The following is a 25,009-nucleotide window of genomic DNA, read 5'->3' as shown; positions in this document are numbered from 1 at the left end:
TGCATGGGAGACGACGTCGCGGCCCAGGAGTTCACCCCCGCCGACCGGACCCGTTACCGGGAGAAGGTCCGGCGCTGCCTCGACGTGTTCGAGCGGATGCTGCGCGAGTCGGCCTTCGACACCGACGATCCGTGGACCGGGGTCGAGGTCGAGCTCAACCTGGTCGACGCTGCCGGGGACCCGGCCCTGCGCAACGCCGAGGTTCTCGAGGCGATCGAGGACCCCGACTTCCAGACCGAGCTCGGCCAGTTCAACATCGAGCTCAACCTGGCGCCGGGACCGCTGTCGGGCGGCGGCCTGGAGGGCTACGAGAAGCAGCTGCGCGCCAGCCTCAACCACGCCGAGGAGCGGGCGGCGGCGCTCGGGGCCCACCTGGTGATGATCGGGATCCTGCCGACGCTCGCGCCGGAGCACCTGCGGGCCGAGGTGATCAGTGCCAACCCGCGCTACCGGTTGCTGAGCGAGCAGATCCTGCGGGCCCGCGGCGAGGACATCCTCATCGACATCCGCGGCGTCGAGCGGCTCAACGCCACCGTCGACACGATCATGCCGGAGGCGGCCTGCACCAGCACCCAGTTCCACGTCCAGGTGAGCCCGGACCAGTTCGCCTCCTACTGGAACGCGTCCCAGGCGATCGCCGGCATCCAGCTCGCGGTCGCGGCCAACTCGCCGTACCTGCTCGGCAAGCAGCTGTGGTCCGAGACCCGGATCCCGCTGTTCGAGCAGGCCACCGACACGCGGGGCGAGGAGCTCAAGGTCCAGGGCGTGCGTCCCCGGGTGTGGTTCGGCGAGCGCTGGATCACCTCGGTGTTCGACCTGTTCGAGGAGAACGTGCGCTACTTCTCGCCCCTGCTGCCCGTGATCGACGAGGAGGACCCGCTCACCGTCCTGGAGGCGGGCGGTACGCCGAACCTGTCGGAGCTGCGCCTGCACAACGGGACGATCTACCGCTGGAACCGGCCGGTCTACGACATCACCGGCGGTCTGCCGCACCTGCGGGTCGAGAACCGGATCCTCGCGGCCGGGCCCACCGTGGTCGACACCGTCGCCAACGCGGCGTTCTACTTCGGCCTGGTCCGGGCGCTCGCCGAGAACGACCGCCCGCTGTGGTCGCAGATGTCGTTCAGCGCTGCCGAGGAGAACTTCCACAGCGCGGCGCGCCACGGCATCGACGCGGAGGTCTACTGGCCGCAGCTGGGCAAGGTGCGGGCCACCGAGCTCGTCGTGCGCCGCCTCCTGCCGCTCGCCCACGAGGGCCTCGCGGCCTGGGGGGTGTCGTCCGAGGAGGCGCACCGCTACCTCGACATCATCGAGCAGCGTTGCCTGGCGGGCACCAACGCCTCGGACTGGTTCGTCCGGCGGGTGCAGGAACGCGACGACGCCGAGCGCTACGACGCCCTGCGCGCGGTGCTGGCCGAGTACCGGCAGCGGATGCACGACAACGACCCGGTGCACACCTGGGCCTAGGACTGCCGCGGCTGGGGACGCCGCAGTCGAGTCCACCTCCGGCCCACGCCCGAGCGGGGGTCGCACCACGACCGCCGGGTGACCACGACCAGGTCGAGCCGGACGCCGAGCTCCGGGCCGGCGCGGCCGACGGCGGCCGCCCAGGCGAGGTCCTCGGTGTCGTGGCCCTCCGGCGTGCGGGTCAGCCAGACCAGCGGGACCACGTCGCGCTCGAGGTGGTCGCGGCACATCGCCTCGAGCACCTCGGTGCGCAGGGCGAGGTCGAGCGGCTCGCCCGCGACGATCTCGAACGCGCGGACGTCGGCGCCCGGGATGCCGACGTGCAGGGTCGGCGGCAGCCGGCAGCGCCCCTCGGCCGCGGCGTGCTCCCGCACCGCCCGCAGGAGCACGCGCTCGAGCAGGGTCGGGACCGGCTCCTGGATCATGCCGGGAGCCTGCCCGATCCGGGCCGCGAGCGGGGGCGTCCCTCCACAGGCGCACATCACCCCCTCCTAGGCTCGCCCCATGAGGTCCGGTCTGATCAGCGTCGACGAGCTCCGCGCCAACCTGGGGGAGGTGAGCGTGCTCGACGTCCGGTACCGGATGGGTGCGCCGGCCGGGCCCGAGGAGTACGCCGCGGGCCACGTCCCCGGGGCGGCGTACGTCGACCTCGACCGCGACCTGGCCGCGGAGCCGGGCGAGCGCGGCCGCCACCCGCTGCCCGAGGTCGCGGTCTTCGAGGCGGCGATGCGGCGGGTGGGCGTGCGGGCGGACCGGCCGGTGGTCGTGTACGACGACTGGGCGGGTCACGCGGCTGCGCGGGCCTGGTGGCTGCTGAGGTACCACGGGCACACCGACGTGCGGGTGCTCGACGGCGGCTGGACCGCCTGGCTGGCGGCAGGCTGCGAGGTCGAGACCGGCGACGGCGCAGCGCAGGACACCGGCGACTTCGAGGCCACCCCGGGCGCGCTGCCGGTCGTCGACGCGGCGAGCGTGCAGGACGCGGGCGTGGTGGTCGACGCGCGCGCGGCCGAGCGGTACCGCGGAGACGTCGAGCCGATCGACCCGGTGGCCGGGCACGTGCCGGGCGCGGTCAACGTGCCGACCGGCCGCAACCTCGACGAGACCGGCCGGTTCCGTGACGCGGCGAGCCTGGCGGCGACGTACGCCGAGGTCGGCGCCGTGCCCGGCGCCGACGTCGCCGTCTATTGCGGCTCGGGGGTGACGGCGGCCCACGACGTGCTCGCGCTGGAGCTCGCCGGGGTCACCGCCGCCCTGTACCCGGGCAGCTGGAGCGAGTGGGTGGCCGACCCGCGCCGGCCCGTCGCGACGGGCCCGGCGGCAGGCTGACTACCAGTGCACGCCCCGGAACAGCTGGGCCATCAGCATCTGCTCGGTCTCACGCCGGTTGCCGGCAGGAGCCTCCTCGGCGGCAGCCGCCGCCTGTGACGCGGGCTTGTGCCCCTTGGCGGCGGCGGAGTCCGGGAACACCTGGTAGGCCAGGTTGAGCACCCGGAAGGCGGTGCGCGGCGCGATCGTGTGCGCCAGCTCGCCGGCGGTGCCGAGCGCGGTGTTGATCTCGTGCGGCTTGTCGACCATCGCCTTGACCACGACGTCGGCGGCCTGCGCCGGCGAGATGGTGGGGAACTTGTCGTAGATCTTGGTCGGGGCGATCATCGGCGTCCGCACCAGCGGCATGTGCACGTTGGTGAACGAGATGCCGTGCCCCACCACCTCGGACGACACGACGTTGCTCCACGCGTCGAGGGCGGCCTTGGAGGCGACGTACGCCGAGAACCGCGGCGGGTTGGTCTGCACGCCGATCGAGGAGATGTTGACGATGTGGCCCGAGCGCTGCTCGTGGAGCTGCGGCATCAGGCCCATCACGAGCCGGATCGCGCCGAAGTAGTTGAGCTGCATGGTGCGCTCGAAGTCGTGGAACCGGTCCTGCGACAGCTTCAGCGAGCGCCTGATCGAGCGGCCGGCGTTGTTGACGACGAAGTCGACGCTCGGGAGCTCGGTGGTGAGCTGCTCGCAGAGGCGGTCGATCGCCTCGAGGTCGGACAGGTCGCAGGGGAACACCTCGGCGCGACCGCCGCGCATCTCGATGGTCGCCTTGGTGGCCTCGAGCTTCTCCTTGCCGCGGGCCACCAGCACCGGGATGCCGCCGGCCTGGGCGACCTTGAGCGCCACGACCTGGCCGATGCCGGAGGAGGCTCCGGTGATGACGACGTACTTGTCCTTGAGCGCGGCCACGGCCTTCGGGTCGCGTCCGGTGGCGTCGTCGAGGTTCTCCTCCCAGTAGCCCCACAGGCTGCGGACGTAGGACTCGAGCGGCGGGACGCTGATCCCGGAGCCGGCGAGCGCCTTCTCGGTGATCCGCGAGTCGAAGACCGACGGGAACGACGTGTGCGCCAGCGCCTCGGCCGGCAGGCCCAGGCGGCCGAGCGTCTGGTCCAGCAGCAGCTGGGCCGGGCCGGTCCGGATCACCGCGGTCATCAGGCTGAGCGGGCGCAGTCGCGCCGGGATCAGGCCGAGCGGGCCGGCGGTCGTGAGGCCGCGTCCGACCGGGGTCGCGAACTGGGGTGCCCCGGCGGCGCTGCAGAAGGCGTTGAGCATGTCGACGACCGGCTGCGGCTCGGGGTTGACCAGGTGGAAGGCCTCGCCGTCGCGGTCGGGCAGGTGGGCGAGGTGGTCCATCGCCTTGGCGACGTAGTCGACCGGCACCACGTTGGTGTCGCCGAGGTCGATGCCGACCAGCGGCAGCCAGGCCGGGAGGTTGTCGCGCAGCCGCTTGATCAGCGGGAAGAGGTAGTAGGGACCGTCGATCTTGTCCATCGCGCCGGTCTCGGAGTGGCCCACCACGATCGCCGGGCGGTAGACGCGCCACGGCACGCGCGCCTCGTCGCGGACGATCTTCTCCGACTCGTACTTCGTGCGGTGGTACGGCGAGGGCAGCGGCTGTCCCTCCTCGAACATGGTCTCGTCGAAGCGACCGTGGTAGTCGCCGGCGGCGGCGACGGAGGACACCTGGTGGAAGCAGCCGGCGTCCAGCGCCTCGGCGAGGGCCAGCGCGTTGCGGGTGCCCTCGATGTTCATCGCGTCGTTGGTGGCGTCGTCCGCGGTGATGTCGTAGATCGCGGCGAGGTGGAAGAAGTGGTCGATCGACCCGGCGTGCTCGCTGACCCAGGCCTCGTCGACACCGAGACCGGGCTGGCCGAGGTCGCCGACGACGGGCTGCACCCGGTCGGAGCCCCACTGCCGGATCAGGCCCTCCATCCGGCCCAGCGACGAGGCGCGGCACAGGACGTGGATCGGACCCTCGCGGTGGTCGATCAGCTCATCGATGAGGAAGCGCCCGATGAAGCCGGTGGCGCCGGTGACGAAGTAGGCCATGCGCGCACGCTACGCGTTTTTGCCCGTCCGTGGGGAGGTCGGTTACCGATGAGTAATGAGACGTGCGCCACGCACCGCGTCGCGGGCGGAGATGTCGCAGTGGCCTACTGGTCGCCGCCGCCGAACATGATCTCGTCCCAGCTCGGGACCGAGGCGCGGCCGCGCTTCTTCTGCACCGGTCGGCGGTGCTTGGCGCGCTCCGCCTCGGTCTCGGGCTGGACCTCCTCGGCGGACGGCGCGGCCGGTGCAGCCGGGTCCTCCGTGGTCGCCCGGACCGGCTCGTCGGCGAGCGGCTCGGCTGCCTCGCCGGTGACCAGGTCGAGTGCCTGGTCGAGTGCCTGGTCGATCGAGTCGCCCAGCGGCAGGGTGTCGTCGGCGACCCGGCTGGCCTCGCCGCCGAGCGGCAGCTCCTCGGGCACGGCGGCCAGCCGGCGCTCGCGCACCTGCTGGAGGTCGTCGCGGGCCGGGGGAGCGGCGGGCGCGAGCACCTCGCCGATCAGCCAGCGGGCGTCGTCGTTGTCGGAGAGCACGTAGTTGCCGGGCGCGTCGTAGGTGAACCGAGCCACGCCGCCGCGCTCGGCGGTCTCGAAGGTGCCGGTCAGCACCCAGCGCCCGGTGTCGCGCCGGTAGGCGTCCCAGGTCACGGCCTCGGGGTTGCCGCCGCGGCCGCGCAGGTGGGCGTCGACGGCGTCGCCCAGCACGCGGCTGGTGGCGGGGCCGGACTGCCCCTCGCCCGGCGTACGCCGCACGGAGGCCTTCTGCGCCCGCTCGGCGATGTGCTCGCGCTCGGCGAGCACGGGCGCGACGTACGGCATGATCGCCTCGACGGAGGTGCCGGCGGCCTCGGCCACCGCCTCCGCGGACTCGCCGGACCGGATCCGGATCTGGATCTCGCGGGGCCGGATGCTGCTGCTCATCGGTGTCTCCAATCGACGCGGTGAGTCGCCGCGCACGGCTGCGCGCAGGTCGGGGGTGATGTCGAGCGTGAACTCACCGCCCTGGTCGTCCACCAGCAGCAGCCGCCGCCGGTCGGACCCGGCGGTCTGGCCAGCAGCGAGGGTCAGGCGCACGGGGCGGTCCGTGCCGCCCTGGTCCGCCGTGTCGGTCATGCTGCCCTCGGGTCGTTGCTGCTGGTCAGGTGTTGCTCAGGTTATCGGTCGAGCCTACGCCCTCCACCGGGCCCGCCCGCGGACGTAGAGCCAGGTGTCGCCCTGCCGGCGGAACCGGCTGATCTCGTGCAGCGAGCCCGGCAGGTCGTCACGGGTGAAGTGGGCGACGAACTCGACCATCCCGCGCTTGTCGTCGGGGCCGCCCGCCTGGGCGGCGAGCACCTCGAGGCCGGTCCACTCGATCCTGTCGTCGAGCTGCAGCGACGGCGGCCGGGTGGCCGGGTGCCAGGTGTGGAGCAGGTACGACGCGAGCCCCTTCACGAACGCGGAGTAGCGCGAGCGCATCAGCGCCTCGGCGCTCGGCGCCGAGCCGGGGTCGCGGTGGTAGGGACGGCAGCAGTCGTCGTAGGTCTGCCCGGAGCAGCAGGGGCAGGCCGGCCGCGTCGACGGGGACGTGGGCTCAGGCACCGAGCACCCGGTCGAGGTAGGTGTTGGTGAAGACCCGGTCCGGATCGAGCCGCTCGCGCAGCGCGAGGAGCTCGGGCAGGCGCGGGTAGAGCCCGGCGACGTCGTCGGCGTCGAGGGTGTGCAGCTTGCCCCAGTGCGGCCGGCCCCCGTGGGCCCGCATGATCGGCTCCATCAGGGCGAAGTACGCGCGGTGGTCGGCGCGGCGGTGGGTGTGGAAGGCGAGGTAGAACGAGTCGCGGTCGTACGACGTCGACAGCGGCACGTCGTCGGCCGGCGCGACCCGGATCTCGACCGGGAACGACACGGTGAGCCCGGAGCGCTCGAACGCGGTGCGGCACTCGCGCAGCGCGTCCAGGCCGGCTGCGCGGGGCACGGCGTACTCCATCTCGCGGAAGACCACCTCGCGCTCGGTGGTGAACACCCGGTGGGCGATGTCGGTGTAGGTGCGCGGCCCCAGCAGCCGCGACGCGAACCGGTTGGCGGCCGGGATCGCCCGCGGCACGAGGTTGAGCGTGGCGGTCTGGGCGCCGAAGACCTTGTTGGAGAGCAGGTCGTCGTCGAGCCAGGCCCGCCAGCGGGGCAGTGGCCGGGCCGCGGTGAGGTCGGTGCCGACGCGGGTGTTGCGCTTGGTCAGCATCCGGTCGGAGTGGGGGAACCAGTACATGTCGACGTGGTCGTGGGCCGCGGTCAGGTCGTCGAAGGCGGCGAGCGCGTCGGTCCACGACATCGGCCGCTCCTCGGCGCGCAGCAGGAAGAGCGGCTCGACGGCGAAGGTGATCGTCGTCAGCACGCCGAGGGCACCCAGGCCCACCCGGCCCAGGTCGAGCACGTCGGGGTTCTCGGTCGCCGAGGCCCGCAGCACCTCGCCGGTGCCGGTGACCAGCTCGAGGCCGACCACCTGGGCCGCCAGCCCCGCCGCGCGACCGCCGGTGCCGTGGGTGCCCGTCGAGATCGCTCCGGCGAGGGTCTGCTCGGCGATGTCGCCCATGTTGTGCAGGCTCAGGCCGAGCTGCGCGAGCTCGGCGTTGAACACCTTGAGCTGGGTGCCCGCCAGGGCCGTGACGGTCATCGCGTCGCGGTCGACGGCGACGATGCCGCGCATCCGCTCGGGACGCAGGTGGACGTGCCGCGGGGTCGCGATGCCGGTGAAGCTGTGGCCCGTCCCCGCGCTCTTCACCGTGCGGCCGGCGGCCCGGGCCCGGCGCACGACCTCGGCGACCTCGGCGGCGTCGGCGGGCTGGACGACCTCGAGACCGTCGGCCGACTCGAGGCCCGACCAGTTACGCCAGCTCGGCGCGGTCTGCGCGGTCGGTCCGCTTGGGGTTGTGCTCATGGGGAGGCACGCTATCCGGCCGCGCCGCGACCCGGATGAGCAGCGCGCCGACGAGGACGAGGACGCCACCGACCAGGCACACGAGGTACGCCGGCGAGGCGCCGGCCTCGTCGATCACGACCCCGGCGACAGCGGCGCCGGGGGCGAGCCCGACCGCCAGCCCGGTCTGGATGAACGCCATGCCCTCGGTGAGCCGCGGGGGCGGGAGCACCTGCTCGGCGAGCGACATCGTCGCGATCAGGGTGGGGGAGACGGCCAGGCCGCTCAGCAGCAGCACCGGCCCCATCACGGTCAGGTTCGGCACGAACGCGAGCGGCAGCGTCGCCACCGCCATCCCGACCGCGCCGATCCGCAGTCGGGCCAGCGGGCCGCGGCGCCACGTGATGGCACCCGAGACCACGCCGGCGAGCAGGCTGCCGAGCGCCCAGACGGCGAGGAATACCCCGGCCAGCGACTGGTGGCCCTGCTCGTCGGCGAAGGCGACGGTGACCACCTCGGCCGAGCCGAACACGACGCCGAGCGCCGCGCCGACCAGGGTGAGCGGCGCGATCGCGCCCCAGGGCATCGGCGGCCGCGCTGCGTGCACGTCGGCGCGCGGGTGGGCCGGCGGCTCGGTGCCGCGCTGGAGGGCGAACGCCCAGGTGCCGGTGAGGCCGACGACGAGGGCCGTGCCCAGGCCTGCCGCGGGATGGACGGAGGTGGCGAGCAGGGTGACCGCGACCGGGCCGGCGATGAAGACCGCCTCGTCGCCCACGGCCTCGAAGGAGAACGCCGTGTGCAGCAGCGCCGGCCGGTCGGCCAGCGTGTGCGACCAGCGGGCGCGCACGCAGGTGCCGACCGACGGCAGCGAGGCACCCGCCAGCACGGCGAAGGCGTACGTCGACCAGGTCGGCCAGTCCCACGACAGCGAGCCCATCGCCAGGGCCAGGCCGATGCCCCACAGGGTGATCACGACCGGCAGCACCCGGCCCTGCCCGAGCCGGTCGATGAGCCGGCCCTGCGGGATGGCGAACACCGCGTTGGCGATCACGGCCACGGCGGACACCGAGCCCGCGAAGCCGTAGGAGCCGGTCTCGTGCTCGGCGAGCAGCACGATGCCGAGGCCGACCATCGAGATGGGCAGGCGGGCGACGAGCCCCACCAGGCTGAAGCGGGCGGTGGCGGGCGTGAAGATCTGGCGATAGGTCTGCAACATTGCCCGCTCATCGTCCTCCCTACGATGGGCGCGTGCCGAATCCGGACCCCCTGTCGACCGACCTGTCGACCGACCAGCCGACCGACCCCTACGACGCGCTCCTGCTGCTCTCCTTCGGCGGGCCCGAGAAGCCGGAGGACGTCGTCCCGTTCCTCGAGAACGTCACCCGCGGCCGCGGCATCCCGCGCGAGCGCCTCGAGGCGGTGGGGGAGCACTACTTCCTCTTCGGCGGCCGCTCGCCGATCAACGACCAGAACAAGGCGCTGATCGCGGCGATCGAGAAGGACCTCGCCGAGCACGGACTCGACCTGCCGGTCTACTGGGGCAACCGCAACTGGGACCCCTACCTGGCCGAGACCGTCGAGCAGATGGCGCGTGACGGCGTACGACGGGTGCTGTGCCTGGCCACGTCGGCCTACTCCTCGTGGTCGAGCTGCCGCCAGTACCGCGACAACCTGGAGGCGGCCGTCGCGGCCGTGCCCGACGACCTGGTCGCCCCGGAGATCGACAAGATCGGCGCCTACTACGACCACCCGGGCTTCGTCGCCGCGAACGCCGACGGTGTGCTCGCTGCGCTGGCCGACCTGCCCGACGACGTGCGGGACTCCGCCCGACTGGTTTTCGTCACCCACTCCGTCCCGATCTCGATGAGCGAGTCCAGCGGGCCCCCTCGGGATCGACCGGAGGGTGGCGCGTACGTCGCCCAGCACCTCGAGGTCGCCGCCGCCGTCGCGGCACGGGTCGCCGCCGCCACCGGCGTCGAGCGGCCCCACGAGCTCGTCTACTGCTCGCGTTCCGGCGCCCCGCACGTGCCGTGGCTCGAGCCCGACGTCAACGACCGGCTCGAGGAGCTGGCCGCCGAGGGGACCCCCGCCGTCGTCCTGTCGCCGGTCGGCTTCGTCTCCGACCACATGGAGGTCGCCTACGACCTCGACACCGAGGCGCTCGCGACCGCCGAGCGGCTCGGGCTCCCGGCGCGGAGGGCGGCGTCGGCGGGCACGCACCCGGCCTTCGTGGCCGCGATCCGCGACCTGGTCCTGGCCCGGGCGTCCCGCGAGCGCGCCGGGCAGCCGGTGCCGCGCGACCACTGCCCGCTCGGTTGCTGCACGGGCAGCCGATGACCGAGCCCGCCGTCCTCCGGGCCCTGGCCGAGGACGTCGCCCGCGCGGCCGCCGTCCTCGTGCGTGAGCACGCCGCCACGGGCGTCTCGGTCGCCGCCACCAAGTCCAGCGACATCGACGTGGTCACCGCGGCCGACCGGGCCAGCGAGGAGCTGATCCGCCGGCTGGTGCTCGCGGCCCGTCCCGACGACGCCTTCCTCGGCGAGGAGGGCGACGACATCGCCGGTACCTCCGGGGTGCGCTGGGTCGTCGACCCGATCGACGGCACCGTCAACTTCCTCTACGGGATCCCGGAGTACGCCGTCTCGATCGCCGCCGAGGTCGACGGCGAGGTCGTCGCAGGGGTGGTCGTGGACGTCGCGAAGGACGTCGTCTACGCGGGCCACGCGGGCGGCGTACCGACCCGCGACGCCGTGCCGCTGGCCGTCCGCGGCCCCGCACCGCTGGCGCACCGGCTGGTCGCCACCGGCTTCAACTACACGCGCCCCGTGCGCGAGGTCCAGGCGGCCGCGGCGGCCCGCCTGCTGCCACACATCCGCGACATCCGGCGCACCGGCTCCTGTGCGCTCGACCTGTGCCGGGTGGCCGAGGGCGCCCTCGACGGGTACGTCGAGGAGGGCGTGCACCTGTGGGACCACGCGGCCGGCGGGTTCATCGCCCGGCTGGCCGGGGCGCGGCTCCTCGTGGACGTCGGAGCCGGCGGCCAGGAGGCCGTCGTGTGTGGTCCAGAACACGGCTTCGAGGAGCTCCTGGCAGCCGTGCGGAGCGCCGGCTTCCTCGCCGTGCCGACCGGGGAATAGGACCGTTCCCTCCACTGTTCTGGGGACTCGCACCGACCCGGGTGTCGCGAAGTGGCTCCCATGGTGCACAATCTGCCGCGCCCATCCGCACGCTTCCCGTGCGGGTGGCGGTCACTGAGGGGAGAGAGCAACCGGTCATGGCGACTGACTACGACGCACCGCGCAAGAACGAGGACGAGCAGTCCGAGGAGAGCATCGAAGAGCTCAAGGCGCGCCGCCACGACAAGAACTCGGGCAAGGTCGACGAGGACGAGACCGAGGCGGCGGAGTCGTTCGAGCTGCCCGGCGCCGACCTGTCCCACGAGGAGCTCGCGGTCGAGGTGAAGCCCAAGCAGGACGACGAGTTCACCTGCATGAGCTGCTTCCTGGTCCACCACCGCAGCCAGCTCGCAGATCCCAAGAAGATGATCTGCAAGGACTGCATCTGACAGACGACCGAGCGGCCGTGGCGTTCAGACCGCCACGGCCGCTTTGTCGTGTCCTGTGCTGTTCGGGTGCTGTCGAGCCCCTCAGGCCTCGCCCTTGCGCAGGCCCGGGGGCAGCTGGCCGGTCGACTTGAGGTAGTAGCCCGCGGCCCGGCGCTGGGCGAGCATCTTGGCGAGCGCGACGAAGGTGCCGCTCGCTGCGGCCCAGGCGACCGCCTCCCAGACGTCGACGTCGGGATCGGCCGGGTTCGCCGGCGGCTGCTTGCCGGTCGCCGCGCGCCAGCTGGTGTCCAGCCCCTTCTTGGCCACCGCGGCAGCGCCGAGCGCCGCGACGAGGGAGAACGCCGACCAGACCTTGGAGCTGTCCTTTGCCATGCGGCCGAGCCTACTGGTCGCGCGCCCTACCGGTCGCTCGCCCTACTGGTCGGCCGGGTTGCCCGTGCGGACCGCGTTGAGCGCGCCGGCCAGCGCGCGCGGGTGGCGAGAGCTCACCAGCCAGTACGGCACCGGGTCGGCCGGGTCGGTGATCTCCACCTTGACCGACTGGCGCAGGTAGGGACGCAGCAGCAGGTACGCCCGGGCGTCCGCCTCGGGACCCGACACGCGGCGGGTGCGGTCGGCGTCGAGGGCCTCGGCCGTGCCGACGTACGACATCTCGATCCGGGCCCGGCCCGCACGGAACCAGCCGTCGGACACCTCGACGCGCGCGCCGCCGTAGGACCGCAGCCAGGCGGCCATCCCGGCGAGGACCACGCCGGTCACCACCCACGCGAGCCACGCGGCGTGGCCGATCAGCGCGACGATCAGCGTCAGCCAGAGGGTCGCGACGAGCATCGTGCCCTGGGCCCACCAGCGCAGCGGAACCCGCAGCCGCTCCTGGTAGCTCGCACTCTCGCTCACGGGGAGGATGATCCCATCCGGGTGGTCGGGCCTCGTCGCTAGGGGTCGCTAGGGTCTCCCCGTGCCTGACGACCTGGTGATCGCCGTCCAGCAGCTCGACCCCGAGCTGCCCCTTCCCGCGTACGCCCACCCGGGCGACGCGGGGGCCGACCTGGTCGCCGGTGTCGACGTCGACCTGGCGCCCGGCGAGCGGGCGCTGATCCCCACCGGGATCGCGATCGCGCTGCCCGAGGGGTACGTCGCCCTGATCCACCCGCGCTCCGGCCTGGCGGCCAGGCACGGTCTGTCGATCGTGAACACCCCGGGAACCGTCGACGCGGGCTACCGTGGAGAGATCAAGGTGCTGCTGATCAACCACGACCCGGTGGAGGCGATCACGCTGCGCCGGGGAGACCGCATCGCCCAGCTGGTGGTCCAACGGGTCGAGCGGGCCCGGTTCGAGGCGGTGAGCGCCCTTCCGGACAGCGTGCGTGGCAGTGGCGGCTACGGTTCAACCGGAGGATTCCAGTCGTGAGGGTCGGCAACGGCGCGAGCGGCGCAACGAGGAGGACACAGTGAGGCTGCGGCGCAAGGCTGCCGACCCGACGGTCGACGACGCGGTGGACGAGACCACCGGGACCGGCGAGGCGGGCGAGACCGCCGACGACGCTCGGGGCGCCGCGGGTGACCCGACGTCCGGCCCGTTCGACGCCGACGACCTCCCCGACGACGGCATCGCCCGGCTCGACCTGGGCTCGCTGCTCGTCGCCCCCGCCGAGGACCGCGAGCTGCGGGTGCAGGTCGACGAGCAGTCCGGCGCCGTGCGGGCCGTGCTCCTGGCCACCGACGAGGGCGCGCTCGAGCTGCGCGCCTTCGCGGCACCGCGCAACGGTGACCTGTGGAGCGAGATCCGTCCGCAGATCGCGGCCGACGCCGCTCGCCGCGGCGGCACCGCCACCGAGCGCGAGGGCCGGTTCGGCACCGAGCTGGTGTGCGAGGTGCGGATGACCCGCGCCGACGGCGCCACCGGCACCCAGACCTCCCGCGTGATCGGCATCAACGGACCCCGCTGGCTGCTGCGCGCGACACTGCTCGGCGACCCCGCCCGTGACCCCGAGTCGGCCGAGGCCTGGGAGGCCGCGATCGCCCAGGTCGCCGTGCGCCGCGGCGCCCACGCCATGCCCGTCGGTGAGCAGCTCCCGCTCTCGTTGCCCGAGGGCGCCACGCCACGCGCCGTCCCCACCACCTGACCGGTCCGATGCGCACGAAGAGCCGCCTGCGGCGCACGATCAGCAAGTGGGCCAACCCCGACGAGGCCGAGGCCCGTGACCTCCGTGCCGCGTTCAGCGGCACCGGTGTGGTGTGCATCGGCGACGCCCCCGACCGTGAGCCGGTGCGGCTGCGCGGCACTCTGCGCACGGTGACCCTGCGCCCGCGCGGTGGGGTGCCGGCCCTCGAGGCGGAGCTGTACGACGGCACGGGCGTGGTCACGGTGATCTGGCTCGGCCGTCGCCGGATCGCCGGCATCGATCCCGGTCGGGCGCTCGAGGTGACGGGGCGCATCGGCAGCCAGGACGGCACCCGGATCCTCTACAACCCCCGTTACGAGCTGCTGTGAGCACGCCGGAGAGGGCCGCGAGCCACGAGCCGATCGGCGTCGACACCGTCGAGGCGCTCGTGCGGCGTCAGCTCGCGACCACCCTCGGCGGCCGGCGGGGCACGATCGAGGCGGCCCTGCCCGGGCTGGTGTTCACCCTGCTCTGGCTGCCGACCAAGCAGATCGAGCTGGCCCTGGTCGCGGCGGGCGCCGTGGCCGCGATCGCCCTGGTCCTGCGGCTCGTCCAGCGCAGCTCGACGCAGTACGTGTTCAACGCGATCTTCGGCCTCGCGATCGGCTGGGTGTTCGTCCGCTGGGCGCAGGGCTCGGGCGGCGACGCCTCCGACCAGGCGCTGGCGTACTTCCTGCCCGGCATCCTCTACAGCGGCGTCTACTCGGTCGTCCTCGCCGCGACCTGCCTGCTGCGCTGGCCGATGCTCGGCTTCATGCTCGGCGTCGGCACCGAGGACCCCCTCGAGTGGCGCAAGAACGACCAGGTCGTCCGGCTGTGCAGCCGGCTGACCTGGCTGATGCTGGCGCCCGGAGCCATCGGCGTGCTCCTGCAGGGACCGGTCTGGCTGCTCGGTCACCACGACGTGATCCGGGCCGAGGTGGCCGTCACGATCATCGCGGTGCTGCGGCTCGGCCTCGGCTGGGTGCTGCGGATCGCGGCGTTCTCGCTGATGTTCTGGCTGCTCGCCCGCAACGCGACGCCCCTGGAGGCCGCCGCCGAGGTCGCCGGGTCCGACGCCAGCGCCGACGCCGAGCCCGCCTGACCTACCTGTCCGGCCTACTTCTCCGGGTGCGAGCCCGGGGCGAGCAGCCGCTCCAGCTCGTCCTCGGCCTCGGCCGGGACGACGAAGAGGAGCTCGTCGCCGGACTCGACCGGCTGCTCCGGCGTCGGCACGTAGACCTGACCGTCGCGCAGGATCGAGACGAGCGCGCAGTTCTCCGGGAGCGGGATCAGGCCGGAGGCCTTGCCGACGTACGGCGAGTCGGCCGGCAGCACCATCTCGACCAGGTTGGCGTTGCCCTTGCGGAAGGTGAACAGCCGCACCAGGTCGCCGACGCTCACGGCCTCCTCGACCAGCGCCGACATGATGCGCGGCGTCGAGACGTTGACGTCGACGCCCCAGGCCTCGGTGAACAGCCACTCGTTGTTGGGGTGGTTGACCCGCCCGACCGTGCGCGGGACCCCGAACTCCGTCTTGGCGAGCAGCGAGGTGACCAGGTTGGCCTTGTCGTCGCCCGTGGCGGCGATGACCACGTCGCACTTGTCGAGCCGGGCCTCCTCCAGCGAGGACAGCTCGCACGAGTCGGCGAGCAGCCACTCGGCGTCCGGGACCCGCTCGGGGCGGATCGAGGACGGGGACTTGTCGATGAGGAGCACCTCGTGGCCGTTCTCGATCAGCTCGCGGGCGATCGAGCGACCGACGGCACCTGCTCCGGCGATGGCGACACGCATCTGTCTGTTCCCCTCAGCCCTCGTGCTCGGGCCCGCGGGCCAGCACCTTGTACGCCTGGTCCGCGGACTCCTCGCGGGTGACCAGGTGCAGCATGTCGCCCTCCTGGATGACGCTGTCCCGGTCGGGCAGCAGGCCCTCGCCGAGACGGTCGATCCACGCGACCCGGCAGCGGGCCTGCTCCTGGAGCTGGCCCACCCGCGCGCCGACCCAGACCTCGGGAGCCGGGATGTGGTCGACCCGGATCGTGCCCGACGGGTCACGGAAGTCCGGCTCGGCACCGGCCGGCAGGATCCGGCGCAGCACCTGGTCGGCGGTCCACTTCACGGTGGCGACCGTGGTGATGCCGAGCCGCTGGTAGACCTCGGCGCGGCCGGGGTCGTAGATCCGGGCGACGACCTGCTGGATCCCGAAGGTCTCCCGGGCGACCCGCGCGGCGATGATGTTGGAGTTGTCACCGCTCGACACGGCCGCGAACGCGTCAGCGCGCCGGATGCCGGCCTTCTCGAGGACCTCCTGGTCGAAGCCGATCCCCGGGATCTTGTCACCGTTGAACCCAGGACCCAGCCGCCGGAAGGCGTCCGGCTCGCTGTCGATGATCGACACGGTGTGGTTGCGGTCCTCGAGGCTGCGGGCCAGGGTCGAGCCGACCCGTCCGCAGCCCATGATCACGACGTGCACGGTGAGCACGCTATAGCAGCCGGGCCTCAGGTTCCGAGTGCCCTCGCGAGCAGGACCTGTCGGCTGGGGGAGCCGGTCTTCGCGAGCAGTGCCTTCACGTGGTCCTCGACCGTCGTGCGGGCGAGGACCAGGCGCGCGGCGATCTCGGGCGTGCCGAGGCCCTGGAGGACGAGGCCGAGCACCTCGGTCTCCCGCGGGGACAGCCCGTGCACGCGGGCGAACAGGTCGGTGCGCTCCTCGGCCGTGGCGGGCGCGATCGCCACCGCGATGCCCGCGCCCAGGCGCGCGGCCCGGACCGTGACCCACCGGTTGCCGCCGAGGTGGACCCGGGAGCTCGGGTCCGTCGGCCACAGTCCGGCCTCGGCCGCCACCAGCGCGGCCCCGGCGTTGTAGGCCGCCGCCGGGATCGGCGCCATCGAGGCATCGGCCCCCGGCGGTGGCAGCAGACGCAGCAGCGCCTGCGCCGCGGCGTCGGTCTGGTCGAGCACCCGCAGCCCGTCGTCGAGGAGGACGACGCCGGGCGGCACGGGGGACAGGGCGGGGTCGCGGGCGGCGAAGGTCCGGGCCGACGCGGCACGCAGGCCCCGGGTGATCGTGGGCGCCAGCTGCGCGAGGAGGCGGCGCTCTCGGTCGTCGTACCGGCCCCGGACGCGCCACAGCTCCAGCCAGCCCCAGCGGCCGTGCCGGTCCGCGAAGGCGACGTGGGCCGTGTCGGTCACGCCGAACCGGGACAGGTAGGTGTTCCACGCCGTCCGTTCGGGCGTCAGGTGCCGGGTGCGGACCAGTCCGGGCAGCTCGGGCCAGGGGAGCATCGGCACGGTCGCGTGCGGAGAGCTGGCCACCCCGGTCACCGGGTCGGTCATCGCGAACATGTGCCCCTCGAACGGCAACCGCTCGCGCAGCAGCGCCACGAGCCGCTCCCGCAGCTCGCGGTCGGAGCAGTCGGCGGCACAGGTGCGCTCGACGCGGACGAGCAGGTCCACGTCGTCAGGGTAGGGCGGCGAACCCCCCGGGCTCGGGGATGTTCCGCGAGCCCGGGGCCGACGACGCTGGCCTCATGATCACTCTCAGCGTCGACAACACCGTCCACGACTTCGACACGTGGTTCGAGGTCTTCAACCGCTACGAGGACTTCCGCCGCGGCAGCGGGGTCCGCTCCTACCGCGTGGTCCGGGCGGCCGACGACCCGCGTCAGGTCCGGGTCGACCTCGACTTCGACGACCTCGCGACCGCCACCGCCTTCCGGGGCGCACTGGCGAAGATCTGGGCGACGCCGGCCTCGCGCGACCAGCTGGCGGGGCACCGGGAGCCGGTCGTCCTCGACCTGGTGGTGCAGCGAACGCTGGGATAGCGGCAGGCATGCCCTACCGTTGTCGCTCGTGGGTGTCGGAGACGTATCGAAGCGCATCCTCCTCGGGCGCAAGCTGCGCAGCGCCCAGCTGGGGGAGACACTGCTTCCCAAGCGGATCGCGCTCCCGGTGTTCGCCAGCGACGCGCTGTCGTCGGTGGCGTACGCACCCGACGAGATCTTCATCATGCTGGCGATCGCGGGCGCCTCGCAGTACATCTGGTCGTGGAAGATCGGCATCGCCGTCGCGATCGTGATGGCGGCGGTGATCGCGTCGTACCGCCAGACGGTGCACGCCTATCCCTCCGGTGGTGGCGACTACGAGGTGGCGACCGTCAACCTCGGGCGCACTGCGGGCATGACGGTGGCCAGCGCGCTGCTGGTCGACTACGTGCTGACGGTGGCGGTGTCGATCTCGTCCGGGGCGAACTACGCCTCGGCGGCCATACCGGCGTTCCAGGACCACGAGGCGACGATCGCCGTGGTCCTGGTGCTGCTGCTGATGGCGATGAACCTGCGCGGCATCCGGGAGTCGGGCACGTTCTTCGCGATCCCGACCTACCTGTTCATGGTCGCGATCTTGGGCATGTGCGCCTTCGGCCTGGTCCAGGCGCTCGGCGGGTCGCTGCCGATGGCCGAGAGCGCCGGGCTCGACATCGCTCCCCGCGAGGGCTGGGAGGAGCCGCTGACGACCTTCGGGCTGGTCGTGCTGCTCGCCCGTGCGTTCTCGTCGGGCTGTGCGGCGCTGACCGGTGTCGAGGCGATCTCCAACGGCGTCCCGGCGTTCAAGCGGCCCAAGAGCAAGAACGCGGCGACCACGCTGCTCATGCTCGGCCTGATCGCGATCACGATGATGATCAGCGTCATCGTGCTGGCCAAGCAGATCGGCCTGAAGTACGTCGACCCGCACGAGCTCGAGCGGCTGACCATGGACGGCAAGCCGGTGCCCGACGGCTACGACCAGCACGCGGTGATCGCGCAGATCGCCGACGCGGTCTTCCGCGACTTCAGCCCGGGCTTCTACTTCGTCGTCACGGTCACCGGCATCATCCTCGTCCTGGCCGCCAACACCGCCTTCAACGGCTTCCCCGTCCTGGGCTCGATCCTGGCCAAGGACGGTCTCGCTCCGCGCGCGCTCGGCGCCCGCGGCGACCGGCTCGCCTACAGCAACGGCATCGTCTTCCTGGCCCTGATGGCGATCGTCCTGATCATCGCGTTCGACGCCGAGACCACGAAGCTGATCCAGCTCTACATCGTCGGCGTCTTCGTCTCCTTCAACCTCAGCCAGCTCGGCATGATCCGGCACTGGACCCGCCACCTCGCGACCGAGCGCGACGCCGGCGAACGGCGCAGGATGATCCGCTCGCGGACCATCAACGCGATCGGGCTGTCGTTCACCGCCGTCGTCCTGGTCGTCGTGCTGCTGACCAAGTTCCTCGCCGGAGCCTGGATCACGATCTTGGCGATGACGTTCTTCTTCATCGTGATGAGGGGCATCAAGAAGCACTACGACAACGTCGAGCGCGAGCTCGCCGCCGACGAGACCGACAAGGCGCTGCCGACCCGCGTGCACGCCATCGTGCTCGTCTCCAAGCTGCACAAGCCGACCCTGCGGGCGCTGGCGTTCGCGAAGGCGACCCGGCCGAACGCACTCGAGGGCGTCTACGTGTCGGTGGACCAGAAGGACACCGTGCGGCTGTTGGAGGAGTGGGACGAGCGCAACACCGGCATCCCGCTCAAGGTGCTGCACTCGCCGTACCGCGAGGTGGTCAAGCCGATCGTGGAGTACGCCTCCGCGATCCGCCGTGCCAATCCGCGCGGAGTCGTGGCCGTCTACATCCCCGAGTACGTCGTGGGCCGCTGGTGGGAGCAGTTCCTGCACAACCAGACCGCGCTGCGGCTCAAGGGCCGGCTGCTGTTCACGCCCGGCGTCATGGTCATCTCGGTGCCCTACCAGCTGCGGTCCTCCGAGATCGCGCTCGAGCGCGAGGAGCGCGAGGAGCACCGCGTGCACGCCGGCGACCTGCGCCGCGGCCGGGTCGTCGGCGACGACCGGCAGACCCCGCGGTGAGCCGGCCCGCCCGCCGACCCTCGCGTCGGCCCCGGGCCCGGACCACCCGCGGTGCCTCCGTCGCCGGGCGCAGGTTCGAGGCCGAGGTCGGTCCGGTCGCCCACGGCGGCCACTGCGTCGCCCGGGTCGAGGACCGGGTCGTCTTCGTCCGGCACGCCCTGCCCGGTGAGCGGGTGGTCCTGGAGATCACCGAGGGCACGGAGGGTGACACGTTCTGGCGCGCCGACGCCGTCGAGGTGCTCACGGCCTCGCCCGACCGCGTGCCCGCCCCCTGCCCGTACGCCGGCCCCGGACTGTGCGGCGGCTGCGACTTCCAGCACGTCGCGGTCCCGGCCCAGCGGTCCCTGAAGGCCGCCGTGGTGCGCGAGCAGCTGCGTCGCCTGGCCCGCCTCGACGTGGACGTCACCGTGGAGGCGGTGCCCGGCGACGAGGACGGACTGCACTGGCGCACCCGCCAGCGCTACGTGCCGCTGCCCGACGGTGGGCGCGGGATGCGCAAGCACCGCTCCCACGACGTCGTCCCGGTCGACGAGTGCCTGCTCGAGGCGCCTGGCGGTCCGTCGTACGTCGTGCGGGGGAGGACCTTCGAGGTCGCCGACGGTGGCTTCTGGCAGGTCCACCCCGGCGCCCCGGAGGCGCTGGTCGGGGCCGTGCTCGAGGCCCTCGACCCCCGGCCGGGCGAGAGCGCGCTCGACCTCTATGCCGGCGTCGGCCTGTTCAGCCGCTTCCTCGCCGAGGCGGTCGGCCCGACCGGCCGCGTCGCCGCGGTCGAGGGGGACCAGGCCGCGTCGGCGCTGTCCGAGCGCAACTGCCCCGGGATCACCGCGGTCCCCGGCGACGTGGCCTCCGTGCTCGCCACCGGCCTGCCCGCAGCCTGGGGCCACGCCGACCTCGTCGTGCTCGACCCGCCCCGGGTCGGCGCCAAGCGGGCCGTCGTCGAGCAGGTCGTCGCCCGTGGCCCCCGCGCGGTGGCGTACGTCGCCTGCGACCCCTCCGCGCTCGCCCGCGACGTCGCGATCTTCGCCGAGCACGGCTACCGGCTCGGGTCGCTTCGCGCCTTCGACCTGTTCCCGATGACGCACCACGTCGAGTGCGTCGCGCTGCTCACGCGGGAGTGACCGACCCCTTCGTCCCCTTCGTCCCCTTCGGCCGGGCACGCACGTGCATGCGCTCCCCTTGCCGGCCGAGGACGGAGAGCACCTCGACCGGGACCCGGCCGTTGCTGCCGAACCAGTGCGGGACGCGGGTGTCGAACTCGGCGACCTCCCCGGGGCCGAGCTCGAGGTCGTGGTCGCCGATGACGACCCGGAGCCTGCCGCTGATGACGTACATCCACTCGTAGCCCTCGTGGGCCTTGAGGTCGACCTCGTGCTTGGACGTCGGGATGACGATCTTCCACACCTGGACGGCGCCCGGTTGGCGGGTGAGCGGGATGACGGTCCGCCCGTTGACGGTCCGTGGCCGGAGGTGCACGCGTGGGTCGCCCACCTCGGGAGCGCCGACGAGCTCGTCGAGCGGTACGCCGTAGGCCTGGGCGAGCGGGAGCAGGAGCTCCAGGCTGGGCTTGCGCTGTCCCGTCTCGAGGCGCGAGAGCGTGCTCGTGGAGATCCCCGTGGCCGCGGCGAGGTCGGCGAGGCTGGTGCCGCGGATCGACCGGATGCGCCTGAGCCGCGGTCCGACCGCCTCGAGGGCCGCCGAGATCCGGGAGGTCGGGTCGTCCATGCGGCCATGAAACCGCGTCTGTCCCGGTTTCGGCAACGAATGTTGCCGGTATCGGGACGAGGAGCGCAGGCTCGTCGCCATGAGCACCCCCACCAGCAGCTTCGACGTCGCCGTCATCGGCGGCGGACCCGCCGGGCTCTCCGCCGCCCTGGTCCTCACCCGCGCGCGGCGCAGCGTGGTCGTCATCGACGCCGGCCGGCCGCGCAACGCACCCGCCTCCCGGATGCACGGATTCCTGTCCCGCGACGGCATGGCGCCGGCGGACCTGCTCGCGGCCGGCCGCGACGAGGTCGCACGGTACGGAGGAGAGCTCGTCACCGACACCGTCGCCGGGCTCATGACCTCGGCGAACGGCCGCTTCGGCCTGCTGCTCGGCAGCGGCCGGGGACTCGCAGCCCGGCGGCTCCTGGTCACCACGGGCCTCACCGACCGGGTGCCGGACCTGCCCGGCGTCGCCGAACGCTGGGGCAAGGACCTGCTGCACTGCCCGTACTGCCACGGTCACGAGGTCCGCGACCAGCCGCTGGGTGTCCTCGGCGGCACGCCTGGTGCCGTCGCGCACGCGCAGCTGGTGCGCCAGTGGAGCGACGACGTGGTGTTCTTCGCCCACACGACCCGGCTCACCGACGTGGAGCGCGAACAGCTCACGGCGCGGGCCATCGGCATCGTCGAGGGCACGGTCGGCGGGCTCGTCGTCGACGACGACCGGCTGAGCGGCGTACGTCTCGCCGACGGCCGGCTCGTCGCGAGGTCGGCGGTCTTCGTGCGTCCCGGGCTCGCCGGGAACGACGACTTCGTCCGTGGCCTCGGGGGACAGGCCGACGAGGACGGATGGCCCCTCGTCGACGCCGGCGGGAGGACGACCGTGGACGGCGTCTGGGCCGCCGGGAACGCGTCGAACCCGCGGGCCCAGGTCATCACGGCCGCCGGCGAGGGGTCTGCGGCGGCCATCGCCATCAACAACGACCTCACGGACGAGGACGTCCGGGACGCCGTCGATGCGTTCCGCGCGGGCCTGCCCGTCCGATCCGCCACCTGACCCACCCACCGAGAAGCAGAGGAGCCCGCCGTGCCCGACCAGGACACCGCCACACCCGACCGCCCCGCCCGCCCCGCCGGCCCGCCGACCAAGCACCAGCTCGCCCTGATGATCTGGCTGTGCGTCTTCCCGACGCTGACGCTGATCAACCTGACCCTTGCGGACTGGCTGCGCCCGATGTCCCCGGTGCTGCGCACGTTCGTGCTCGCCACCATCGCCGTCCCCATCGTCGTCTACGGCCTGATGCCGCAGCTGCACAGGATCCGCTCGCGGATCCTTGCCCGGAGCCCCAGACCGAACCACGCACGCTAGGGCGCGGCAGGCCGGTCCTCCGCAGGGTCGCGGCGCCGCCACGGCAGACTGACGGTCATGGCGAACCTGGTCATGACGGACGGTGCGGTCGCGGGGCTGCTCGAACCCACCTCGGTGGAGCTGGTCGCCGGCGAGGTGGTCGTCGCCGTGGGGCGGCCCGGGCACGGCAACGTCGCGCTGGCCCTCGCGCTGGCCGGACGGCTCCGGTTGACCGGCGGCACCGTCGCCCTCGGCGAGGACCCCTCGCCCGGGGCCTTGCAAGCGGCGGTGGTGCTGGTCGACGTACCCGGGGTCACCGAGCCGGACGACAGCGTGCCGTTCCGGGTGGTGGTCGCCGAGGAGCTCGCCCTCGCCGGGCGTCCGGCGGGGCTGCGGGCGGTGTCGGCGTGGCTGCGGGAGCACCGGCTCGCGACCGGCCCCGGGCTCCGGACCGAGGACGTGCCGCCGGCGGACCGGATCCGCTCGCTGACCGAGCTCGGGGCGGCGCGACCGGATGCCCGGTTCCTGGTGCTGGTCTCGCCCGACCGGCACGGCCTGCACCGGCGGGACTGGTGGCCGGTCGCCCGGGGAGCGGCGGACCGCGGGCTCGGGGTCCTGGTGACCGTGAGCGAGGCGGTGGACCTGGCCGGCGAGGTCGTCCGCACGGCCACGATCGGAGGTGCGGCGTGAACACCCTGCGCATCGCGTGGAGCGAGCTCTCCCGGCTCCTGAGCATCCGGATGGGCCGGATCACCGTGCTGGCGCTGGTGACGGTGCCGACCATCTATGCCGGGCTCTACCTCTACGCCAACCACGACCCGTACGCCGCGCTGGACCGGGTCCCGACCGCGCTGGTCGTCGAGGACACCGGCGCGACCGGGCTCGACGGCAAGGAGCTCGACGCCGGGCGGGAGGTGGCCGACCAGCTCCTGGACTCCGCCGACTTCGGCTGGCACGAGGTCTCCCGGGCCACCGCGAAGGCCGGGGTCGACGACGGCACCTACGACTTCGCACTGCTCATCCCGCGTGACTTCTCCGCCGCCCTGACCAGCAGCTCGGGCGGGGACCCGGAGCAAGCGCGGATCACCATGCTCACCAACGACGCGAACTCCTACCTGTCGACCACCATCGCCACCACCGTCGCCACCAAGGTGCGCGACGCGATCGGGCAGAAGGTCTCCCAGGAGGCGGTCGGCACCTTCCTGCTCGGCATCGCCGACGTCCGCCAGGGGCTCCAGCAGGGGGCCGACGGGGCGGGCCAGCTGCAGGACGGGCTGAAGCAGGCCCGCACGGGCTCGCGCAGGCTCGTCGACGGCAGCGCCCAGCTCGCCGACGGCACCGGGCAGCTGCACACCGGAGCAACCCAGCTGCACGACGGGCTGACCACACTCGCCACCCGTACCGCGCCCCTGCCCCGGCAGGCCCGGAGGCTGGCCGACGGCGCCCGTCAGGTCGCGTCCGGCGACCAGAAGGTCGCAGGCGCGGGCAATAGGATCGCCGGTGCGGTCCACGACGCCCGGGTCGCGTACGACGGCGGCCGGGCCGACCTCGTCGCCCAGATGAACCAGCTCGGCCTCGACCAGGGAGCCCAGGACCGGTTGCTCGGGGTCTACGACCGGGTCGGCGGCAAGGTGCACGCCGTCGACACGAAGGCCGCCGACGTGCGCAAGCAGCTCAACCAGCTGGCGAGCGGCGCGGACCAGGTCGCCGACGGCGCCGAGCAGCTGGCCCGCTCGGCGCCCGCCCTGGTGGAGGGGATCCGTCAGGCGCGCGACGGCGCCGGCAAGCTGGAGACCGGGGCGGCCCGGCTCGACAAGGGCGCCGGCACCCTGCACGACGGCACTGTCGAGCTGCGCAAGGGCCTGCGGCAGCTGACCGCGGGCGCCGGCACGCTGCGCGACGGGCTCGCTGCCGGCGTCGAGAAGGTCCCCGACACCACCGAGGACTCGCGCCGGCAGATCGCCGAGACGATCGCGAACCCGATCGACGTCCGGGCTCGCAGCGACGCGGCGGCCCGCAACTACGGGGCCGGCCTCGCGCCGTTCTTCCTGGCCCTGGCCGCCTGGATCGGCGGCTACGTCCTCTTCCTCCTGGTCCGCCCGCTGTCCAGCCGGGCGCTGGCGGCCAACCAGCAGCCGTTGCGGATCGCCCTCGGCGGCTGGCTTCCCCCCGCCCTCATCGGCGCGGTGCAGATGACCCTGGCCTTCGCGGTGGTGGCGCTCACCCTCGACGTCGGGATCGTCGAGTGCCTGCGGACCTGGTTGTTCATGATCTTGATCTCGGCGACCTTCATCGCGATCGTGCACCTGCTCAACGCCCTGCTGGGCACGCCCGGCCAGTTCCTCGCGCTGGTCCTGATGGTGGTCCAGCTGGTGACCGCCGGCGGCACCTTCCCGTGGCAGACGATCCCCGAGCCGCTGCACTGGCTGCACCAGGTGCTGCCGATGAGCTACGCCGTCGACGGCCTGCGCCAGCTCATGTACGGCGGTGACCCGGCCCGCGCGTCCACGGCGGTGCTGGTGCTGGCGGCGTACCTGGTCGGTGCGCTGGTGCTCACCTCGCTGGTCGCGCGCCGGCACAGGGTGTGGACGCCGAGCCGGGTCAAGCCGACGGTGGTGCTGTAGG

28 protein-coding genes are annotated in these 25,009 nt (G+C 73.1%); 16 read left to right on the top strand and 12 right to left on the bottom strand.

Features of this window, described 5'->3' with window-relative positions; all coding sequences use genetic code 11:
- Nucleotides 1-3 precede the first annotated feature (3 nt).
- The gene (locus BJ958_RS08475) at nt 4-1,467 is read left to right on the top strand and encodes a glutamate-cysteine ligase family protein (RefSeq protein WP_179726430.1); all 1,464 of its coding nucleotides are present in this window, start codon (nt 4-6) and stop codon (nt 1,465-1,467) included.
- Here BJ958_RS08475 and BJ958_RS08470 read toward each other — a convergent pair.
- The gene (locus tag BJ958_RS08470) at nt 1,464-1,892 is read right to left on the bottom strand and encodes a hypothetical protein (RefSeq protein WP_179726429.1); all 429 of its coding nucleotides are present in this window, start codon (nt 1,890-1,892) and stop codon (nt 1,464-1,466) included. The two genes, BJ958_RS08475 and BJ958_RS08470, sit on opposite strands and share 4 nt — an antisense overlap.
- Nucleotides 1,893-1,971: 79 nt before the next feature.
- On the opposite strand from BJ958_RS08470, the gene BJ958_RS08465 reads away from it, so the two are divergent.
- Nucleotides 1,972-2,796: a sulfurtransferase gene (locus BJ958_RS08465; protein ID WP_179726428.1), complete on the top strand. Its 825-nt coding sequence runs from the start codon at nt 1,972-1,974 to the stop codon at nt 2,794-2,796.
- On the opposite strand, the gene BJ958_RS08460 is transcribed toward BJ958_RS08465, so the two are convergent.
- The 5 genes from BJ958_RS08460 to BJ958_RS08440 all read right to left on the bottom strand — a co-directional run bounded on the left by BJ958_RS08460 (nt 2,797) and on the right by BJ958_RS08440 (nt 8,947).
- The gene (locus BJ958_RS08460) at nt 2,797-4,842 is read right to left on the bottom strand and encodes an SDR family oxidoreductase (RefSeq protein ID WP_179726427.1); all 2,046 of its coding nucleotides are present in this window, start codon (nt 4,840-4,842) and stop codon (nt 2,797-2,799) included.
- 104 nt (nt 4,843-4,946) lie between these two features.
- The gene (gene sepH, locus BJ958_RS08455) at nt 4,947-5,951 is read right to left on the bottom strand and encodes a septation protein SepH (protein WP_179726426.1); all 1,005 of its coding nucleotides are present in this window, start codon (nt 5,949-5,951) and stop codon (nt 4,947-4,949) included.
- A 54-nt stretch (nt 5,952-6,005) separates the two neighbouring features.
- Nucleotides 6,006-6,419, bottom strand: coding sequence for a YchJ family metal-binding protein (locus tag BJ958_RS08450; protein ID WP_218865650.1), 414 nt, complete (start codon nt 6,417-6,419; stop codon nt 6,006-6,008).
- Nucleotides 6,412-7,752: a D-arabinono-1,4-lactone oxidase gene (locus BJ958_RS08445; protein WP_179726425.1), complete on the bottom strand. Its 1,341-nt coding sequence runs from the start codon at nt 7,750-7,752 to the stop codon at nt 6,412-6,414. Before BJ958_RS08445 ends, BJ958_RS08450 begins: the two co-directional genes overlap by 8 nt.
- Nucleotides 7,700-8,947, bottom strand: a complete 1,248-nt coding sequence (locus BJ958_RS08440; RefSeq protein ID WP_179726424.1) for an MFS transporter — start codon at nt 8,945-8,947, stop codon at nt 7,700-7,702. Before BJ958_RS08440 ends, BJ958_RS08445 begins: the two co-directional genes overlap by 53 nt.
- A gap of 32 nt (nt 8,948-8,979) precedes the next feature.
- Between BJ958_RS08440 and BJ958_RS08435 the strand changes: the two genes are divergently transcribed.
- The 3 genes from BJ958_RS08435 (at nt 8,980) to BJ958_RS08425 (ending at nt 11,296) form a co-directional block, all read left to right on the top strand.
- Nucleotides 8,980-10,068, top strand: a complete 1,089-nt coding sequence (locus tag BJ958_RS08435) for a ferrochelatase (protein WP_343052613.1) — start codon at nt 8,980-8,982, stop codon at nt 10,066-10,068.
- Nucleotides 10,065-10,868 carry an inositol monophosphatase family protein gene (locus BJ958_RS08430; RefSeq protein WP_179726423.1) on the top strand — a complete coding sequence of 268 codons (804 nt, stop codon included), beginning with the start codon at nt 10,065-10,067 and terminating at the stop codon, nt 10,866-10,868. Before BJ958_RS08435 ends, BJ958_RS08430 begins: the two co-directional genes overlap by 4 nt.
- Nucleotides 10,869-11,005: 137 nt before the next feature.
- The gene (locus BJ958_RS08425; protein ID WP_179726422.1) at nt 11,006-11,296 is read left to right on the top strand and encodes a DUF4193 domain-containing protein; all 291 of its coding nucleotides are present in this window, start codon (nt 11,006-11,008) and stop codon (nt 11,294-11,296) included.
- Nucleotides 11,297-11,377: 81 nt separating this feature from the next.
- On the opposite strand, the gene BJ958_RS08420 is transcribed toward BJ958_RS08425, so the two are convergent.
- Nucleotides 11,378-11,668: a DUF4235 domain-containing protein gene (locus BJ958_RS08420; protein ID WP_179726421.1), complete on the bottom strand. Its 291-nt coding sequence runs from the start codon at nt 11,666-11,668 to the stop codon at nt 11,378-11,380.
- Between the two features lie 42 nt (nt 11,669-11,710).
- The gene (locus BJ958_RS08415) at nt 11,711-12,193 is read right to left on the bottom strand and encodes a DUF3093 family protein (protein WP_179726420.1); all 483 of its coding nucleotides are present in this window, start codon (nt 12,191-12,193) and stop codon (nt 11,711-11,713) included.
- 61 nt (nt 12,194-12,254) lie between these two features.
- Between BJ958_RS08415 and dut the strand changes: the two genes are divergently transcribed.
- From dut to BJ958_RS08395, 4 genes are read left to right on the top strand one after another with little or no spacing between them, the layout of a single operon-like run.
- The gene (gene dut / locus BJ958_RS08410; RefSeq protein WP_179726419.1) at nt 12,255-12,707 is read left to right on the top strand and encodes a dUTP diphosphatase; all 453 of its coding nucleotides are present in this window, start codon (nt 12,255-12,257) and stop codon (nt 12,705-12,707) included.
- Between the two features lie 40 nt (nt 12,708-12,747).
- Complete coding sequence (locus tag BJ958_RS08405) at nt 12,748-13,422, top strand: DUF3710 domain-containing protein (RefSeq protein WP_179726418.1); 675 nt, start codon at nt 12,748-12,750, stop codon at nt 13,420-13,422.
- A gap of 8 nt (nt 13,423-13,430) precedes the next feature.
- Nucleotides 13,431-13,790 carry an OB-fold nucleic acid binding domain-containing protein gene (locus BJ958_RS08400; protein WP_179726417.1) on the top strand — a complete coding sequence of 120 codons (360 nt, stop codon included), beginning with the start codon at nt 13,431-13,433 and terminating at the stop codon, nt 13,788-13,790.
- Nucleotides 13,787-14,545, top strand: a complete 759-nt coding sequence (locus BJ958_RS08395; RefSeq protein ID WP_218865648.1) for a DUF3159 domain-containing protein — start codon at nt 13,787-13,789, stop codon at nt 14,543-14,545. Before BJ958_RS08400 ends, BJ958_RS08395 begins: the two co-directional genes overlap by 4 nt.
- A 14-nt stretch (nt 14,546-14,559) precedes the next feature.
- Here the strand turns inward: BJ958_RS08395 and BJ958_RS08390 are convergent, their stop codons facing one another.
- From BJ958_RS08390 to BJ958_RS27725, 3 genes are read right to left on the bottom strand one after another with little or no spacing between them, the layout of a single operon-like run.
- A complete protein-coding gene (locus BJ958_RS08390; protein WP_179726416.1) occupies nt 14,560-15,234 on the bottom strand; it encodes a potassium channel family protein in 675 nt (224 codons plus the stop codon).
- Nucleotides 15,235-15,247: 13 nt separating this feature from the next.
- Nucleotides 15,248-15,913: an NAD-binding protein gene (locus BJ958_RS08385; RefSeq protein ID WP_179726415.1), complete on the bottom strand. Its 666-nt coding sequence runs from the start codon at nt 15,911-15,913 to the stop codon at nt 15,248-15,250.
- A 26-nt stretch (nt 15,914-15,939) separates the two neighbouring features.
- Complete coding sequence (locus BJ958_RS27725; protein WP_179726414.1) at nt 15,940-16,896, bottom strand: LuxR C-terminal-related transcriptional regulator; 957 nt, start codon at nt 16,894-16,896, stop codon at nt 15,940-15,942.
- A gap of 74 nt (nt 16,897-16,970) precedes the next feature.
- Between BJ958_RS27725 and BJ958_RS08375 the strand changes: the two genes are divergently transcribed.
- Genes BJ958_RS08375 through BJ958_RS08365 form a run of 3 tightly spaced genes read left to right on the top strand, consistent with a single transcriptional unit; the run spans nt 16,971 to nt 20,450 of the window.
- Nucleotides 16,971-17,264, top strand: coding sequence for a hypothetical protein (locus tag BJ958_RS08375; protein ID WP_179726413.1), 294 nt, complete (start codon nt 16,971-16,973; stop codon nt 17,262-17,264).
- A gap of 28 nt (nt 17,265-17,292) precedes the next feature.
- Complete coding sequence (locus tag BJ958_RS08370) at nt 17,293-19,332, top strand: amino acid permease (protein ID WP_179726412.1); 2,040 nt, start codon at nt 17,293-17,295, stop codon at nt 19,330-19,332.
- The gene (locus BJ958_RS08365; protein ID WP_179726411.1) at nt 19,329-20,450 is read left to right on the top strand and encodes a class I SAM-dependent RNA methyltransferase; all 1,122 of its coding nucleotides are present in this window, start codon (nt 19,329-19,331) and stop codon (nt 20,448-20,450) included. The genes BJ958_RS08370 and BJ958_RS08365 overlap by 4 nt, the downstream gene beginning before the upstream one ends.
- Here the strand turns inward: BJ958_RS08365 and BJ958_RS08360 are convergent.
- Nucleotides 20,437-21,054: a helix-turn-helix domain-containing protein gene (locus BJ958_RS08360; protein ID WP_179726410.1), complete on the bottom strand. Its 618-nt coding sequence runs from the start codon at nt 21,052-21,054 to the stop codon at nt 20,437-20,439. The two genes, BJ958_RS08365 and BJ958_RS08360, sit on opposite strands and share 14 nt — an antisense overlap.
- Nucleotides 21,055-21,133: 79 nt before the next feature.
- On the opposite strand from BJ958_RS08360, the gene BJ958_RS08355 reads away from it, so the two are divergent.
- From BJ958_RS08355 to BJ958_RS08340, 4 genes are read left to right on the top strand one after another with little or no spacing between them, the layout of a single operon-like run.
- Nucleotides 21,134-22,093, top strand: coding sequence for an NAD(P)/FAD-dependent oxidoreductase (locus tag BJ958_RS08355; RefSeq protein WP_179726409.1), 960 nt, complete (start codon nt 21,134-21,136; stop codon nt 22,091-22,093).
- 30 nt (nt 22,094-22,123) lie between these two features.
- Nucleotides 22,124-22,405 carry a putative antibiotic biosynthesis monooxygenase gene (locus tag BJ958_RS08350; protein ID WP_273516267.1) on the top strand — a complete coding sequence of 94 codons (282 nt, stop codon included), beginning with the start codon at nt 22,124-22,126 and terminating at the stop codon, nt 22,403-22,405.
- Nucleotides 22,406-22,462: 57 nt separating this feature from the next.
- Nucleotides 22,463-23,074: a hypothetical protein gene (locus BJ958_RS08345; RefSeq protein WP_179726408.1), complete on the top strand. Its 612-nt coding sequence runs from the start codon at nt 22,463-22,465 to the stop codon at nt 23,072-23,074.
- Complete coding sequence (locus tag BJ958_RS08340; RefSeq protein WP_179726407.1) at nt 23,071-25,008, top strand: YhgE/Pip family protein; 1,938 nt, start codon at nt 23,071-23,073, stop codon at nt 25,006-25,008. The genes BJ958_RS08345 and BJ958_RS08340 overlap by 4 nt, the downstream gene beginning before the upstream one ends.
- The last annotated feature ends 1 nt before the right edge of the window (nt 25,009 follow it).

This window comes from Nocardioides kongjuensis, from assembly GCF_013409625.1.
Lineage (GTDB): Bacteria > Actinomycetota > Actinomycetes > Propionibacteriales > Nocardioidaceae > Nocardioides > Nocardioides kongjuensis.
Note: the sequence above shows the minus strand (reverse complement) of the source record. Positions and strands in the feature narration are given on the sequence as shown.